At 39.5% G+C, this 16179-nt stretch carries 16 protein-coding genes and 1 pseudogene; 11 read left to right on the top strand and 6 right to left on the bottom strand.

Going from position 1 to position 16179, the window contains the following annotated elements:
• Positions 1-54: 54 nt before the first annotated feature.
• The 3 genes and pseudogenes from TDE_RS13310 to TDE_RS10700 form a co-directional block, all read left to right on the top strand.
• Positions 55-195: pseudogene (locus TDE_RS13310) on the top strand (SUMF1/EgtB/PvdO family nonheme iron enzyme); the annotation flags it as partial.
• Between the two features lie 135 nt (positions 196-330).
• A complete protein-coding gene (locus TDE_RS10705) occupies positions 331-813 on the top strand; it encodes an HRDC domain-containing protein (RefSeq protein ID WP_002680156.1) in 483 nt (160 codons plus the stop codon).
• Entirely contained in the window at positions 767-1753 is a 987-nt protein-coding gene (locus TDE_RS10700) for an RNA-directed DNA polymerase (RefSeq protein WP_002680154.1), read from the top strand. The genes TDE_RS10705 and TDE_RS10700 overlap by 47 nt, the downstream gene beginning before the upstream one ends.
• A 437-nt stretch (positions 1754-2190) precedes the next feature.
• On the opposite strand, the gene TDE_RS10695 is transcribed toward TDE_RS10700, so the two are convergent.
• Complete coding sequence (locus tag TDE_RS10695) at positions 2191-2580, bottom strand: hypothetical protein (RefSeq protein ID WP_002680152.1); 390 nt, start codon at positions 2578-2580, stop codon at positions 2191-2193.
• A 181-nt stretch (positions 2581-2761) separates the two neighbouring features.
• Here TDE_RS10695 and TDE_RS10690 point away from each other — a divergent pair, with 181 nt between their 5' ends.
• The 8 genes from TDE_RS10690 (at position 2762) to TDE_RS10655 (ending at position 12589) form a co-directional block, all read left to right on the top strand.
• Positions 2762-4552, top strand: a complete 1791-nt coding sequence (locus TDE_RS10690) for an ABC transporter ATP-binding protein (RefSeq protein WP_002680150.1) — start codon at positions 2762-2764, stop codon at positions 4550-4552.
• 51 nt (positions 4553-4603) lie between these two features.
• Positions 4604-5518 carry an alpha/beta hydrolase fold domain-containing protein gene (locus tag TDE_RS10685; RefSeq protein WP_002680147.1) on the top strand — a complete coding sequence of 305 codons (915 nt, stop codon included), beginning with the start codon at positions 4604-4606 and terminating at the stop codon, positions 5516-5518.
• Positions 5518-6762: a peptidase U32 family protein gene (locus TDE_RS10680; protein WP_002680143.1), complete on the top strand. Its 1245-nt coding sequence runs from the start codon at positions 5518-5520 to the stop codon at positions 6760-6762. The genes TDE_RS10685 and TDE_RS10680 overlap by 1 nt, the downstream gene beginning before the upstream one ends.
• 243 nt (positions 6763-7005) lie before the next feature.
• A complete protein-coding gene (locus TDE_RS10675; RefSeq protein WP_164920586.1) occupies positions 7006-7392 on the top strand; it encodes a hypothetical protein in 387 nt (128 codons plus the stop codon).
• A 165-nt stretch (positions 7393-7557) separates the two neighbouring features.
• On the top strand, positions 7558-8268 hold the full coding sequence (locus tag TDE_RS10670; protein WP_002680128.1) for a DNA-binding domain-containing protein: 711 nt from the start codon (positions 7558-7560) through the stop codon (positions 8266-8268).
• 125 nt (positions 8269-8393) lie between these two features.
• The gene (locus TDE_RS10665) at positions 8394-9461 is read left to right on the top strand and encodes a leucine-rich repeat domain-containing protein (RefSeq protein ID WP_002680126.1); all 1068 of its coding nucleotides are present in this window, start codon (positions 8394-8396) and stop codon (positions 9459-9461) included.
• A 229-nt stretch (positions 9462-9690) separates the two neighbouring features.
• Positions 9691-11292 carry a 5'-nucleotidase C-terminal domain-containing protein gene (locus TDE_RS10660; protein ID WP_002680122.1) on the top strand — a complete coding sequence of 534 codons (1602 nt, stop codon included), beginning with the start codon at positions 9691-9693 and terminating at the stop codon, positions 11290-11292.
• Positions 11293-11407: 115 nt separating this feature from the next.
• Positions 11408-12589 carry a YibE/F family protein gene (locus tag TDE_RS10655; protein WP_002680119.1) on the top strand — a complete coding sequence of 394 codons (1182 nt, stop codon included), beginning with the start codon at positions 11408-11410 and terminating at the stop codon, positions 12587-12589.
• 52 nt (positions 12590-12641) lie between these two features.
• Here the strand turns inward: TDE_RS10655 and TDE_RS10650 are convergent, their stop codons facing one another.
• From TDE_RS10650 to TDE_RS10630, 5 genes are all read right to left on the bottom strand, one after another.
• Positions 12642-13304, bottom strand: coding sequence for a C39 family peptidase (locus TDE_RS10650; RefSeq protein WP_245522419.1), 663 nt, complete (start codon positions 13302-13304; stop codon positions 12642-12644).
• Positions 13305-13325: 21 nt separating this feature from the next.
• Positions 13326-13742 carry a type II toxin-antitoxin system HicB family antitoxin gene (locus TDE_RS10645; RefSeq protein WP_002680115.1) on the bottom strand — a complete coding sequence of 139 codons (417 nt, stop codon included), beginning with the start codon at positions 13740-13742 and terminating at the stop codon, positions 13326-13328.
• Between the two features lie 9 nt (positions 13743-13751).
• Positions 13752-13949 carry a type II toxin-antitoxin system HicA family toxin gene (locus TDE_RS10640; RefSeq protein ID WP_002674407.1) on the bottom strand — a complete coding sequence of 66 codons (198 nt, stop codon included), beginning with the start codon at positions 13947-13949 and terminating at the stop codon, positions 13752-13754.
• Between the two features lie 93 nt (positions 13950-14042).
• On the bottom strand, positions 14043-15305 hold the full coding sequence (gene uraA, locus TDE_RS10635) for a uracil permease (RefSeq protein ID WP_002667891.1): 1263 nt from the start codon (positions 15303-15305) through the stop codon (positions 14043-14045).
• A 110-nt stretch (positions 15306-15415) separates the two neighbouring features.
• Positions 15416-16177, bottom strand: a complete 762-nt coding sequence (locus TDE_RS10630) for a DUF368 domain-containing protein (RefSeq protein ID WP_002680113.1) — start codon at positions 16175-16177, stop codon at positions 15416-15418.
• Positions 16178-16179: the final 2 nt, after the last annotated feature.

Genomic DNA, 16179 nt, shown 5'->3' with positions numbered 1-16179 from the left:
GCCGCTTTAGCGGCTCGAAAATTTTTTGGCTAAAAAACGGTATGGACCGTATAAGGTGCCGCGTCAGGCTCTAACCGTGTTAAACGCGGCGGCAGCTGGAACAACAACGCGAACAACTGCACTGTAGGCAAACGGAATAACAACAGTCCTGACAACAGGAACAACAATCTTGGCTTCCGCTTGGCTTGTCGGCCCTTGAGCTCACACAAATTGTGTGAACCATCCATATCGTGTACAGTAAGTACAAATAAAGAGTGCTCTCCTTATGTAAGTACCGTATCTTAAATAAAAGAATTAGGAAAGCTTAAGGAGAGTTTTTTTGAGGGAGATATGCAGTTTAAATTATTTGTTATTCCAATATCTAACTATTTAAAAACCATAGATGAAATGAATATTTTTTTGCGTTCCCATAAAATTATCACTCATACAAAAGAATTCGTTAATTCAGGGGAAAACAGTTTTTATTCCATACTTGTAGAATACCTTGATTCCCCTATTTCTGCAGCTGATAAAGAAAAATCATCGATCGATTATAAAGATATCTTAAAGCCTGAAGAGTTTGCTTTTTTTCCCTATCTACGAGATGAACGCAAAAAACTTGCAGAACAAGCAGGTATACCGATTTATGCGGTATTAAACAACGCTCAACTTTCTCAAATTGCAGTCGAAAAACCTAAAAGCATATCCGAATTATCTAAAATTGAAGGAATCGGACAGGGAAAATGTGAAAAATTCGGCGAAGCGTTTTTACAAGCGGTGCATAACTATGAAAAGAAAAGGCAATCTATATCACAAGATAACCGAATGGAATAATCTTATCGCCGCTTTTTATAATGCTTCCCGTGGTAAGAGGTTAAAGCCGGATGTTCTTTTATATGAAAAAAATCTTTATACGAACTTAAAAACATTACAAAACTATCTTATTAATCAAACCGTCTTACTCGGCAGTTATCGGTTCTTCAAAATATACGACCCCAAAGAAAGAATTATCTGTGCAGCTCCGTTTAATGAACGGGTGCTTCATCATGCAATTATAAATATCACTGAATCTGTTTTTGAAAAATTCCAGATTTATGACAGCTATGCCTGCCGAAAAAATAAAGGAACACAAGCTGCTTTATTGCGAGCCCTATATTTTTCACGCCGTTTTAAATATTTTTTAAAGCTGGATATGAAAAAATACTTTGACTCCATCCCGCACAGCAAACTTAGCTTATTGTTAACCTGTAAGTTTAAGGATAAAGCCTTGCTGCATTTATTTAATAAACTGATAGCTTCTTACTCTGTGACGGAAGGATGGGGGGTACCAATCGGCAATTTAACCAGTCAATATTTTGCAAACTTTTATCTAAGTTTTTTTGATCATTATGCAAAAGAAAAGATGAATGTAAGAGGATATATACGCTATATGGATGATGTGTTACTTTTTTCCGATAATCTTAAAGATATAAAACTTATACAAAAAAAAGCAAAAAACTTTTTAAGCTGTGAGCTAGACTTAACATTAAAAGAAGAAATTATAGGTATGGTAAAAAACGGTATCCCTTTTTTGGGGTTTTTAGTAAAACCGCAAGGTATTTATCTTTCACAAAAAAAGAAAAAACGATTAAAGAAAAAAATAAAAGATTATGTTCATAAATTTAAAATAGCTTACTGGACCGAGGAAGAATTTGCTTTACACATTACTCCCGTATTTGCCCATATTGCAATAAGCCGTTGTAGGGCTTACTGTAACAAATACCTTTTAACTTGATTATCATAACCGCTAAATTCCCAATTTAAGAAGCTCAAACCGCGACTTTAGCATCCTTTAGTACTTCCCCTTCTTTGTATTATCATCCTTTCTTTTAGAACAGTTCATTTTGAATTTAAAAAATTAAAATCTATTGAATTTATTTCAGCTAAAAGTGAAAATAATCTGAATAAATTTTTGGAAAAACAAGGGGGTTCTTAGGGGCGGATGCACTAAGCGGAATTTTGGTTATCAAAGCGGACAGGATGTCCGCCTGTATAAGCTGTACGAGTTTTTTGCGTAAGCAAAAACACTCGAAGATGAAAAATGTACTTTGGATGTACATTTTTCATCGGTCATAGGGGAGGCTAACAACCAACGAAGTTTCGAGGTCAAGAAATCTTTTATCCGAAAAAATGCCTTAGCCTTGAAGCTCCGCCGGCTATACATCCCCTAATTTACAGTTCCTCAATCTCCGATTCGGGAAGTCCGGTTATTTCTTTAATTAAAGCGATATCAAAGTTTTTTCGCTTCATAAGTTTTGCGGTTTCGCATTTATTATTATAAGTCCCTTCTGAAAAACCCTTATACCTAGCATCCATCTCAAAGGTTGACATTAATCTATATTCTTGTCTTGCTTGTTCATTTTGTTTTACTGTTTGTATCATTTCTTCTATCCTCCTTGTAAATTCACTCTTTGTTTTGCCGGTTTTAAGATATTCTAAAAATTCCTTTAATTCTTTGTTTTCAGTGTCTTTAAAGGCCTCTGCATTTATTATAACCTCTAAAAGGGGAAGGGACAACCCCCCGTTCAGAGCGGTGGTTTTTCCCTTCCCCTTTAACCCCATCCCTTTTCCTCGCGCTGCCAAAGGGGATACCCCTTTGGAAACCCCGATTTATGGGTAAAGATAAGTTGTAGATAAGTTATAGATAATATTTAGCGTTCTTTGCACCTCTTGCGGTTAAATTAAACACGGCCTTTTAAAATGCCTATTTACTTTTTTTTGATTATCATATATTATCGAAAATATGCATAAAAAAAGCACCTTTTTAAAATTTGCGGCCTATTACAAGCCTTATAAATTCTTGTTTTTCTTTGATCTTTTTTGCGCTCTTATAGTTTCAGCGGTGGACTTGGTTTTTCCTCAGGTGATAAGATACCTAACAAGGGTAATCCCAAAAATAAGAAGCGGCGAGGTTTTGCTCTTTTCGGATAAGACTATTTTCAGCTTTGATGTGCAAGCCTCGGCCATTATATATCTTGGGCTTATAATTTCGGCCATCCTGTTGGGGCTTTATATAATAAGATACTTTACCCAATATTTTATAACTTCATGGGGACATATAATGGGTGCCCGAATGGAAAGGGATATGAGAAATGACCTTTTTAACCACATGCAGCGTCTTTCCTTTTCATATTACGATAAAAACAAGACGGGCGATATGATTTCGAGGATTGTTTCAGACCTTTTCGATATATCGGAGCTGGCCCATCACGGCCCCGAAAACCTTTTTATTTCCTTTTTAAAAATAATAGGTTCTTTTTCGCTCCTTTGTTTTATCAATGTAAGGCTTACCCTTATTTTAGCTTCGGTTACATCCCTTATGTTCATCTTTACTTTTTTTCAAAATAAAAAGATGCGTAAAATCTTTATGCTCAACCGGAAAACCATAGCCGGAATAAATTCCCAAGTGCAGGACACTCTCTCGGGGATAAGGGTGGTGCAGTCCTTTGCAAACGAAGAATTGGAAAGTAAAAAATTCGATATAGCAAACGAGGCCTTTGTTCATTCTAAATATATAAACTACAGGCAGATGGGGCAGTTTGTCGGCATAAACGGTCTTTTGCAGGGCTTGTTTTTTATAGTAACTGTTCTAGCGGGAAGTTTTTTTGTCGCAAAGAATGAACTGACTATTCCCGATTTGACCATCTATGTTTTGTACATAAATATTTATATCGCTCCTATAAATGTGCTTATTAATTTTACCGAGATGTTCCAAAAAGGAGCCGCCGGTTTTAAGCGTTTTTTACAGATTATAGAAACGGCTCCGGACATTACCGAAAAAGAAGATGCCGTCGAGTTAAAAGACGTAAAAGGAAACATAAAATACGAAAATGTCGATTTCAGTTATAATGAAACTACAACAATCTTAAAAAATATTTCCATCGATATTCCTGCAGGAAAAACCCTTGCTCTTGTAGGTCCTTCAGGCGGCGGAAAGACTACTATTTGTTCTCTTCTTCCCCGTTTTTATGATGTAGTAAACGGAAAGATAAGCATAGACGGTAAAGACATTCGGGACTTGACATTAAAGTCATTGAGGGCAAATATCGGAATTGTGCAGCAGGACGTTTATCTTTTCGGCGGAACCATAAAAGAAAATATAGCCTATGGAAAACCTAAGGCTTCCGATGAGGAAATTATTGAAGCCGCTAAAAATGCCCACATTCATGATTTTATTATGAGCTTGGAAGACGGTTATGATTCCTATGTGGGAGAGCGTGGCGTTATGCTTTCAGGCGGTCAAAAGCAAAGGATTTCCATTGCCAGAGTCTTTTTAAAAAATCCCCCGATTTTGATTTTGGATGAAGCGACTTCAGCTCTCGATACCGAAAACGAAATTTTAATTCAAAAGGCAATTGAGGAACTTTCTGAGGAAAGGACTACAATAGTTATAGCCCATCGTCTTTCTACAATAAGAAATGCCGATAGGATTTTGGTGGTTACCGATGAAGGAATTATGGAAAGCGGTACTCACGAGGAACTTTTAAGTTTAAACGGTATCTATGCAAATTTACGCAAGCTTGATGAGTTTTAATCGATACCTCAAAACTAATTAATCAAAAACTAATTAAATGGAGACATTTAGGTGCAAAACGAATTGAAGGATTTACGCGAATTAAAAAAGAAATTTAAAAAAGCCGTTCTTTCTCGAAAACATACTATAGACGAGATAAGACTTGCCTATGATGATATTCTTTATTCTCCCCATGTGCCGAACAATGTAGACTTATCCGAAACCGAATTGAGGGGGGTAAGTACGGATGTCTTAAAGCCTGAGATGGCTGTTTCCGGCAGGGTAATCCTATATGCTCATGGAGGCTCTTTTATAAGCGGTACAAAAAAAGCTTACCGCTCTTTTTGTGCGGGACTTGCTCATGAAGCTTCTGCCGATCTGTATTTACCCGAGTACAAGACGGCTCCCGAATATCCCTTTCCTGCAGCCCTTGAAGATGTTTACAAGGTCTATGCAAAACTTATAGAGTCGCGCACGGCTGAACCTGCAAATCTGATTCTTGCAGGGGACGGGGCAGGGGGCGGCTTAATTTTGTCTCTTATTCATTATTTAAAAAATAAGCGTCTTCCGCTGCCGGCCTTGCTGGTTTTATTTTCACCGTGGGCTGATTTAAGCTGTTCAAGTGAGGGCTTAAGTGTAAACCGCAAAAAAGATTTTGTTTTTTCTCAAGAAGCTCTCTTAGGAGCAGCCCAATTATACACGGAAGAAAAAAATCTTACCAACGAACTTGTTTCTCCTATTTTTGGAAACTTTGAAAATTTCCCGCCTGTTTTTATTCAATGCGGCAGTAATGAGATTCTTTTAGATGACTCAATCAGGCTTTGCGAAAAAATAGAAAAGGCCGGAGGAAGGGCCGTACTCGATAAAATTGATGATATGCCTCATTTGTTTCAGGCCGTTCCCGATTATTTTTCCAATGCCCACCTTGCAGTTGAAGCTGTCGGGAAAAAAATAAGTGAGTTTATTTTAAGCGGAGATACAAAATAATGGAACTTCTTTCGCCTGCGGGCAATTTTGAAAAATTGGATTATGCATGGGAGTACGGAGCCGATGCAGCCTATATAGGATTAAAAAACTTTTCGCTTAGAGCTAAGGCCGATAATTTTTCGGGAGAAGAATATAAAAATATTTCTCTTTTAAAAGAAGAATACAAAAAACGCGGCTTAACAAAAAAGCTTTATTGTGCGATAAATATTTCGTTTCATAATGAGGACTTAAAAAAACTTTTAGAAGAGGTAAAATATTTTAAGCAATATCCCTTCGATGCTTTTATAGTTCAAGATTTGGGAGCTGCCCGAATTTTAAAAGAAAGCTTTCCCGAGATTTCGCTTCATTTAAGTACGCAGGCAAACTGCATAAACTATGAGGCCGTAAGGGTGTACAAGGACTTAGGCTTTTCCCGCGTGGTTTTGGGAAGGGAAGCAAGCCTTGAGGATGTGCGTGAAATAAAACAAAGAGTTCCCGAAATAGAGCTTGAATGTTTTGTGCATGGGGCGATGTGTATTTCTTATTCGGGACGCTGCCTTATAAGTGCCTATCTCACCGACCGAAGCGCAAACGCAGGTGCCTGTACCCATTCTTGCCGCTGGAATTATAAGATGTATTCTGAAAAAGGCGGACACTTCTTTGTCGAAGAATCCGAGCGGAAGGGCGAGTTTTTTCCCGTAGAAGAAGGCGAAAACTATACGGCTCTTTTTTCTTCAAAAGATTTATGTATGATAGACTACCTCGATAAGATGAAAGAAGCCGGGGTCGATTCTTTAAAAATAGAAGGCCGCATGAAAAGCATTTACTATACGGCCTTAACCGCAAGGGCCTACCGCAAAAAAATAGATTTTTTAAACGGAAAAATAAGCGCCGCTGAAGCGGCTCCCTTTGTAGAAGAATTGTATAATACGGCCCACAGGGAGTTTTCTACAGGCTTTTATTTTTCGAGTGCTGAAGCAAACAAGACCACAGCAGGCGAGTCAAAGTCTCCATACATGCTTGCAGGCAAAATCGGCAAAAGGCTTTCGGAAAATGAATATGAATTTATTTCGATGAATAAGATAGATTCAGGTATTCCGCTCGAATATGTAGGCCCCGATATTTGTTCTATCGAGGACTTGGATTACACCCTTCTTAAACCCGACACAAAAGAAAAAATGGATTGGGTCTGCTACGGTCATCCCTGTATCATCAAAACCGATAAACCCATAGCCGAAAAATTCTTGGTAAGGTGTAAGGAGTAATAGCATCACAAGATTTAAAATGAAACTGCAGCAGAGGCTTTCCTGTGCCCAAATAAATTTACAATCAAACACAGACAAATTTACTCACATAAAAAACCGCAAGGAACGCCAAGGGTAAATTAAAGAATAGGTTATCAAAACATCATAAAAATTCCTTTGCGCTCTTAGCACCCCCCTGCGGTTAAATAAAAAAAATCTTAAAAAGATTGAAATATCTAAAAGACCATGTTATAATGTACACTAATGATAGGAAAACGCTGCAAACACACCAAATACAAACATTCTCACCAAAAAAATGCGAAAAGTGAAGTAAAGTACTTGACACGCAGCAGTGTGCCTGACACAATTTTTAGCAACAAGCAACAAGCAACAAGCAACAAGCAACAAGCAACAAGCAACAAGCAACAAGCAACAAGCAACAAGCAACAAGCAACAAGCAACAAGCAACAAAGCGGCATAAATTCCCGCTCCGCCCCAATAAATTTACAATCAAACACAAACAAATTTACTCACATAAAAAACCGCAACGCCCGCCAAGCATTGAGCTTCGCTCAACTTCGCAAAGCAATAATCGGCATGTCCTACGGATTGAGACAATTCAATCAAAAAAACAAGACCCTTGGCTTTTAAAAACGGGGTTTCCAAAGGGGTGTCCCCTTTGGCAGCGCGAGTACAACCAGCGGAGCTTCGAGGTCAAAAGAGGGGGTCATAGGGGGAGGGAAACAACCACCGCTCTGACTTGAAAAGCCCGTAAGGGAACGGGGGTTCCTCCCTTCCCCTAAAAAGGAGAGTAGTATGCTAAAGTATTGTTTGCGTGAGAATCTTCTCACACCGGACGAAAACGACTATATGGCTCAAACAGCCGATGTGCGTTCGTTTTCTTTAGACGAAATCATTGACCTTATGATGCAAAAAGGTTCGACTCTTACCAAGGCGGACACAAAGGCTGCCTTACAAGTTTACGGCGAGGTAGTAAGTGCCCTTATCAAAGACGGAGCGGCCGTCAACACACCGCTGATGAATACCTCTTTAAGCATATCGGGCGTATTTATCGGGGCAACCGACAGCTTTGACAAAAAACGGCATTCGGTAAACTTAAATCTTACGGCAGGACCCGTTCTTAAAGAAGCCTTAAGTAAAATCAAGTGCGAAAAAACCGAAGCGGCGGATACAAACCCCTACATTACCGAAGTAACCGACATAGTAACGGGTAAGGTAAACGAGGTACTGACCGCAGGCGGAATCATACAGCTGGTAGGAAGCCGGCTTAAGTTCGATGCCAAAGATACCGCCCAAGGCATCTTTTTTATTCCCGAAACGGGAGAAGCGGTACAGGCAACGGTCATTGCCGAAAACAAACCCGCCCGCCTTATGGCAATAATCCCTGCCGATTTGGCGGCCGGCAGCTGGTATATCGAAGTGAGGACAAAATATGCAAATGCGACAAAACAGCTTAAAACGCTAAAAGCCGGCAGATTCGGCAAAGCTCTTACCCGTAATTCATAAGGTAACTGTAACTTACCCTATAGGGTAAGTCAAGCTTACTGCATAAGGTAAGCCGCACTTACCCTGTAAGGTAACACCGGCTTACCGCACAGGGTAAGCAAAATAAATCTTTAAGGAGGTTTGACATGAAAAATGCAAACACAAAATCAAGAGTAAGCTCTGTTTCAAAATTAAGAGCGAGGCTCTTAACATCTTGGGCGGCAGTTAGTGTACTTGCCGCATCGTTATTATTTACAGGGCTTTTGACAGGCTGTCCCGGTACCGCAGGCGGCGGCACACCTTCGGTGCCCGTAGATCCGGCTGCTATTTTGAAAACCGACGGGAACGGCAAAATAATAGGCTACAAGTGTGCAAAAGAGGAATTGCCCGCACATCTGGTTATACCGGCAAAAATCGGGGATGAGGAAATTAAAGAGATAGGCGCATGGGTTTTTGATGGCTGTACGGGCTTAAGAAATGTAACCCTGCCTGCAAGCCTTACCCAAATAGACGAGAAAGCTTTTAGAGGCTGTACGGGCTTAACAAGTATAAGTTTGCCTGCAAATCTTACCGAAATAGGCGAGTTTGCTTTTTACGACTGTACAGGCTTAACAAGTTTAGACCTATCCGCTTGCACAAGCCTTACTACAATAGGCGAGTATGCTTTTGAGGGCTGTACGGGCTTAACAAGTATAAGCCTGCCTGCAAACCTTACTACAATAGGCGAGGGTGCTTTTGCAGGCTGTACGGGCTTAACAAGTATAGACCTATCCGCCAGCACAAGCCTTACTACAATAGGCGAGGGCGCTTTTGAAGGCTGTAAGAGCTTAACGAGTATAACCCTGCCTGCAAATCTTACCAAAATAGACAAGTATACTTTTTCCGACTGTACAGGCTTAACAAGTATAACCCTGCCTGCAAATCTTACCCAAATAGGCGAGTATGCTTTTTACGACTGTAAGGGCTTAACAAGTGTACATTTGCCTGCAAGCCTTACTACAATAGACCAGTATGCTTTTTACGGCTGTGGGGGCTTAGCGAGTGCCGTCTTTGAAGACAAAAACTACTGGAAAGTGTATGATGATGACTCCTATAGCGGCACATCGACATCTATAAATTCAAGCGATTTGAATACTGCCGCAACAGCTGCCAAGTATTTACGCGAAGAAACCGATGAGGGCGGTTATTGCGATAAATACTGGAAGAAAAACTAGAAGGAAAAATATATAGGTTTAAACTTTACTGCCGTTTCCCAAAATAAGGGGAACGGCAGGTTTTTCTACACAATTCGAGAATAGGGCTGTTATTTTTATATTGGAGCGGCCGTCTTAGTTTTATTTTGGATGACATTATACTAGTATTTCCAAAAAAACTTGTAATTTTTCTTGTACTGGTGTATAATTTTATTATAAAATTATTAGAAGTTTTTATAGGAGTATGCTTATGAAGAACAGCAAATTTTTTAAAGCCGTCGGCTTTGTTGTAATCGTTCTCATCCTGGCTGCCGCCTTTACAGGATGTGAAACCGAATCCCATGATGTAAGCGGTCAGTATGCAGGAATTGAGGCAAATGCCCCTGCAAACAGGATAGATATTCTTCTTTTTAACGACTTCCACGGAAACGTTGCAGAAGATACCCGTCCCGGAAAGGGAAAGAATGCCGGTATGGCTAAGATGATAGGCTATGTCCGCACTGCCGGAATGGAAAATCCTAACACAATTGTGGTTGCAGGAGGCGATAACTATCAGGGAACAGCCATATCCAATCTTACCTATGGAGCTCCCGTTTCGGCTATGATGAGGGCTATGGATGTAAAGGTCTGTGCCGTAGGTAACCATGAATTTGACTGGGGTTCAAACCGCATGACAAAGTGGCAAAAGGACGGAAACTTTACCTTCTTGGCTGCAAACATTGTCGAAAAGAAGACGGGAAAGCCTGTGTCCTGGGCAAAACCCTATGCAATCATCAAAAAAGGAAACTATAAGATTGCCTTTATCGGCTTGGCTCACCCCGATACGGCTGTGTTGACAAGTGCTGAACATGTAAGCGGTTTGGAATTTACCGATCCGGTAAAAACAGGCCAAGAATGGGTAAACTATCTATTGGCAGGAAAGGCTAAAGAAGGCAAGCCCGATGCAATTATCGCCTTAACCCATATCGACTCATTCCAAGAAGATGGAAAAATCAGCGGAAATGCCGTTAAACTCACCGAAATTAAGGGTTTGGATGCTGTTCTTTCGGCTCACAGCCATCGAACAGTTTCAGGAAATGTAAACGGTATTCCCATACTTCAAGCCTATTGTTACGGCAGGGCTGTAGGTAAACTCAGCATCACCTTCGGAAGCGAGAACAAGATTGCAAAGATTGAATCGGCGGTTGATGAAATCTACAAGCATAAAGATTCTCTTATCGAGGATGAAAAAGGCAAGGCTCTCTTTACAAAATATGACACGGAACTGAAACCTATTATGGGTGAAGTAATCGGTGTTGCTGAGGGAGAGTTTACCCATGAAAGAAGTGAAAAGGGAAGCAACACCCTTTTGGGTGCATGGGCAGCTGAAGTTCAGCGCCAATTGGGAAAGGCCGATATAGCCATTCAAAACGGAGGAGGCTTACGCCGAACCCTTGCAGCAGGCAATATCACCGTAGGCGACCTTTATGAGATTATGCCCTTTGATAATTACCTCGTTGTTTTCGATCTTCCCGGTTCTGAGATTAAAAAGGCAATTGATCACGGTATAATGAATCCTAATATTACCGACGGCCAGTTTGCAGGTCTACGGGTAGAATATGACGGCAGAAAGCCTTTTGAAAACAGGATCACAAAGATTACTCTTATGGACGGAACACCCCTTGATATGAATAAAAAATATAGGGTTGTTGTAAACAGCTTTATGTTTACGGGAGGAGATTCCTACGATTTTAGCAAGGCAACAAATTCTGCCGAAAGCGTATCTATAAGAGATGCTCTCATTGATGCCATTAAAAAGGCTAAAACAATTAAACCCATACCTGTCGATTATATTAAAGATATAAGCAAATAACAGGATTCGATTATAAAAGCGGTGTAGAAAAACTTTCTCGCCGCTTTTTATTAAAGGGAGCCTCTAAAAACTGATGTTTTTAGAGGCTTCTAAGTAAGGATGACCGGAACCAGACATGAAACGTATTTTCCTTTTTGTTGTAAGCCTCTTATTTTTTAATTTATATGCAGACGACACAGGGCAAACTTCCTCTGAAAACTTATCGCAAGATATGGAAAAGAAGTACGATGGCTTAAGCAGTTATTATAATGCCTATATAAATGCTCCCGAAAGTCAGGTCGTTAAGGCTAGGGTTATAGAAATCGTTTATGACGATACAAAGGAAAACCGCCCCGATATTCCTATAGAGTCGGACTTCCGTTATCAGCATTTAAAGATAAAAATTTTAACCGGAAAGCATAGAGATGAGGTTTATACAATCCGGAATACTATAGAGCTCGCCATTCCTTATAAACTTATTTTTAAGGTAAACGAAAAGCTCATCTTACAGCTGGATGAAGATGAAACAGGGAAGGTAAACAACTTGCGCATTTATGAGAGGGCGAGGGACTATAAGGTCTATGCTCTTATTTTTATTTTTGCAGCGGTTTTAATTTTTGTCGGCAAAAAAAACGGTCTAAAAGCTCTTATCTCCCTGGGGCTTACCATAGGCCTGATATTCGGCATTTTTCTTCCTCTTATACTTCAAGGTCATAATCCTATTCTTTGGGCTATTATAATTTGCAGCCTTGCTTCCGTTATTACTCTTTTTATTATTTCGGGAATGAATAATAAAACCTATACGGCAATTTTGGGAACTATAGGCGGTGTTATTATCGCAGGTCTTTTTGCCTTTGTTGCAGGAAAAATTTTAAGACTTTCAGGTTTGGGAAACGAAGATGCTCAAATGTTAGCCTTTGTTCCGCAGTACCGTAAAATAGATTATCAGGGACTTTTATTTGCCGGCATTATGATAGGCTCCCTCGGAGCCGTTATGGATGTAGCTATGTCTATTTCTTCTTCGATGTGGGAGATTGTAGCTGTAAGTCCTAAGATACCGAATAAACAGCTGATCAAATCGGGGATGAATATAGGGCGGGATATTATAGGCTCAATGTCCAATACGCTTATTTTAGCCTATGTGAGTACGTCAATTCCCGTTCTTTTACTCTTTATAATTTTTTCGCACGGGTTTACCGAAATCATAAATTTGGAAATTTTATCGGCCGAGATATTGCGTGCCGTCTCCGGAAGTATAGGTTTAATCTGTACGATTCCCATAACCGTCAACTTAGTAAATATTTTTAGAAAGAACTAAAAAAGTTTTTAGTCTGAGGTACGGAACTTTTTATTTTCAAAAGAAACTAATTTTATCCGCAAACCAATGCCCAATTTTTAAAAAATATTTTATAGCCTCCCTTATCCCAAAGTTTTATAAGGCCGGAATATTCGTAATAACGGTTTCCGTAATATTGAGGCTTGTCTTTTATTGTTTTTCGCGGATTTGATTTTGTCTTTTCTTGCAGAGAGTCGTAAAGAATAAAACCTTTTTCGTCGTAACCTATTACCGTTACATAATGTAAAACTTTTTTTATTTTTATTAAAAGAATAATAGGCTTTCCTTCGTCGACCGTATTTTTTATCCAATTAATTTTTTCGTTATCGGAACAGCAGGATAAAACTGCTTCTTTTGTTTTTATTCCGTGTTTGTGCAATACTTGGATGAGGCCTTGCGGCATGGTTAAATTATTTTTTATCCGCCATCCTGTTTCTCTTGCTAAAAGTTCCGGATATATTTCTTTTTTTGTTATTATATTTATCGCAGCCATCGCAGAATAGGGTGCACAGTTATTAAAAGTTTGACGGTAATAAATTTCGCTCATGGCTAAGATATTTTTTTGCCTATGGTTTTCTTTTGTATTTAATCCGACGGACGGAAAAACTCTGCCTAGACTTGCGATTAAAACGGCAAGCGGAATGAGTGCTAAAAAGAAAAACAAAAATCTTTTTTGTATCCGCATCAAAAGTTCCATAATAATTATTTTGCCGAAAATTTATCTTGTTTGTAAAACGGTTTGAAATTGTTTTTTTAGACTTTCTTGTAAAAGCTGTGAACAATTTATATTATGCTCCGAGGCAAGAGCATTTAGCCATGCAGGTAAGGTTACGGTTCGGTTAACCGAACGTGTTTTTTGCATCATGCGGTAAGTAGGAAGATATACGTCAATTAAAACGGATTTTTCATTTTTACCTGTTTTTATATTACTTAAGTGAGAAGCCTTAGGAATAGGTTCTCCATCATCTTCAAGCCCGCACAGAACACAGCCAAGAAGTTCTCGTGCAGATAATAGAGCATCAGCCTCATCTTTTCCCGAGGTAGCACAACCCAAATCGGGGAAAACAACTGCAATTTCTTTTTTGCCGTTATAAGTGAATATTGCAGGATAAAAAAAACGTTCTTGTTTCTTCACATTTACCTCTTATTTAAATCTTATCCCTGATTGTTTTTCAATAGTTTTTAATGTCGCAATCGGTATATCTTTATCAGGATGTTTTACGGTTACACGTCCTTTTTTTATAGAATGCTTAAACTGGTGATGGCTCCCAACAACAGCCACTTCATACCAACCGTCATTTTGTAATATTTTTATAACTTCACGGGATGTATAACTTTTCATAGCATTCTTTTATACCAATATACTAACACATATAATTACCATTGTCAAATGCTTATGCAATATTTTTTTGAGAATCGATGGTATGTCAACACCCTATTCTTCCAGCACTCCAAGTTTTTCAAAAATAAAAAAGATAAGGCTTAAAGCTACGGCAACGAGGGAGGCTAAAACCATTCCCTTAAATTCGATTTCTCCGAATTTTATGCTGAGGCCGCTCAATCCTGTGGTAAATACTATCGAGGTTAGGATTAAGTTTTTTGATTTTGAATAATCGACCTTTGAATCTACTAAAAGGCGTATTCCCGAAGCTCCTATCATTCCATAGAGCAAGAATGTTATGCCGCCTATGACGTTCCCTGGCACGGTACGGATTAAGGCAGCGAGCGGGCTTATAAAGGCCATACAGATTGAAATTATTGCGGCTCCTGCAATTACATAAACGCTGTAAATACCGGTAACTGCCATAACTCCTATGTTTTCGCCGTAGGTTGTAGTGGGCACTCCGCCGACAAGGCCTGAAAGAGCTGTCGAAAAATTATCGGCAAAGATACTCCTGTGAAGGCCGGGATTTTTTAATAGGTCTTTTCCGATGATGTTGGAAGTTACTACCTGATGACTTATGTGTTCGCTTGTGATAACTAGTAAGACTGGAAGCATTGTGATAACTGCCATGAGATCGAATTTGGGAAGCTGAAAATGGGGAAGGGTAAAAAGCCCTGCTTCTCTTATTATCGAAAAATCTACCATACCGAAAAAGATTGCGGCTATGTAGCCTGCAATGCTTGCAATCAAAATAGAAATGGTGGATAAAAAGCCCTTAAAAAGAACCGAACCTAAAACGGCAGCTCCTATCGTAATAAAAAAAACTATTATGTCGCCCCGTGAGGCCGATTCCGTCATGATGTTTGCCCCGATAGTTCCGCCTCGAACAGTGAGCCCCGTAAGTTCAAAACCGATCAGGGAAACGACGGCACCCATAGCAGCAGGCGGAAGAATGACATTGATCCAAGAGGTTCCGAACTTATAAATTATAAAGGCAATCAAACAGCCTAAAAGTCCTGTTACTATAAAGGCCCCTTGGGCATATTGAAATCCCATGGAAGAAATAATCAGGCCGGCAGGCCCTAAAAAAGCAAAGCTGGAACCTAAGTAGGCGGGTGCTTTTCCCTTTGTTATAGCTATAAACAAAAGGGTTCCCACCCCGTTCATAAATAATACGATGCCTGCATCAATTCCAAATATAATTGGAACTAAAACCGAAGCACCGAACATTGCAAATGTATGTTGAATACTTAAAGGTAAGAAAAGCCCCGCCGGAACTTTTTCGTCAACTTGATAAATTCTTTTATGTGACATGTTAATTTCCTTACTTCAATTTAATCTTTTTTTATCTTTTCAAATACCGTTATCAGGCCCCAGCCTGCAAGCATACAGAGGACTGCAACCAGCCTCATCGAAGGCAGCAGTCAGCCGTCAGGTATCATGTGACGGATTGAACCTGCAACCAGCCCTAAAATAAAGGCATAGGTTATTTTGGGAAATTTCTCCATGAAAAAACCGATTAAACGGGCAGAAAGAATGATGCCGGCTAGAACACCTAAGCCTACAGGAATCAGTACCGGAATATTAAAATCTGTTATTGCTTTAATTACTGTGTAATAAGCTCCCATTATCAAAAGGAGGAAGGAGCCCGAGATACCCGGAATTATCATTGCAGCTGCTCCTGCAAAACCTGCAAGAAATAAAAAGATAAAGCTGCCGAGGCTCAATGTTTCTATGGCCGCAGTTGATGAGACCGCCGCTCCCTTAAAAAAGTATAGGGCAAGCATTATGCTTAAACCTATAAAGAACCAAAGAATTTTAAAGACCTTTGTAAAAGAGCTCTCTTTTTCTTTTTCGCGTACAAGCTCAAAGATTATAAAGATGCTTCCCACAATGAGGCCTACAAAAAAGAAATTGGTCTGCACGGGAAACTTTTCATAAACAAGTTTGAAAAGGCGTGCAAAGAGGAGAATTCCTAAGCCCATGCCTCCGAAAAGGCAAAGATAAATTTTAAAATTAGCTTTAATGATCTTGATGTCAAGGCTTGCAGCCCCTATAAGGTCGGAATAAACCCCGAAAACGACGGCTATGGTTCCGCCTGAAACTCCGGGGATGACATTTGCTATACCTATAGCAATACCTGCTATTATCTTCTTTATATAGTTTAACATTGCTTTAGTATACATAA

This window comes from Treponema denticola ATCC 35405 (assembly GCF_000008185.1).
GTDB lineage: Bacteria > Spirochaetota > Spirochaetia > Treponematales > Treponemataceae > Treponema_B > Treponema_B denticola.
Note: the sequence above shows the minus strand (reverse complement) of the source record. Positions and strands in the feature narration are given on the sequence as shown.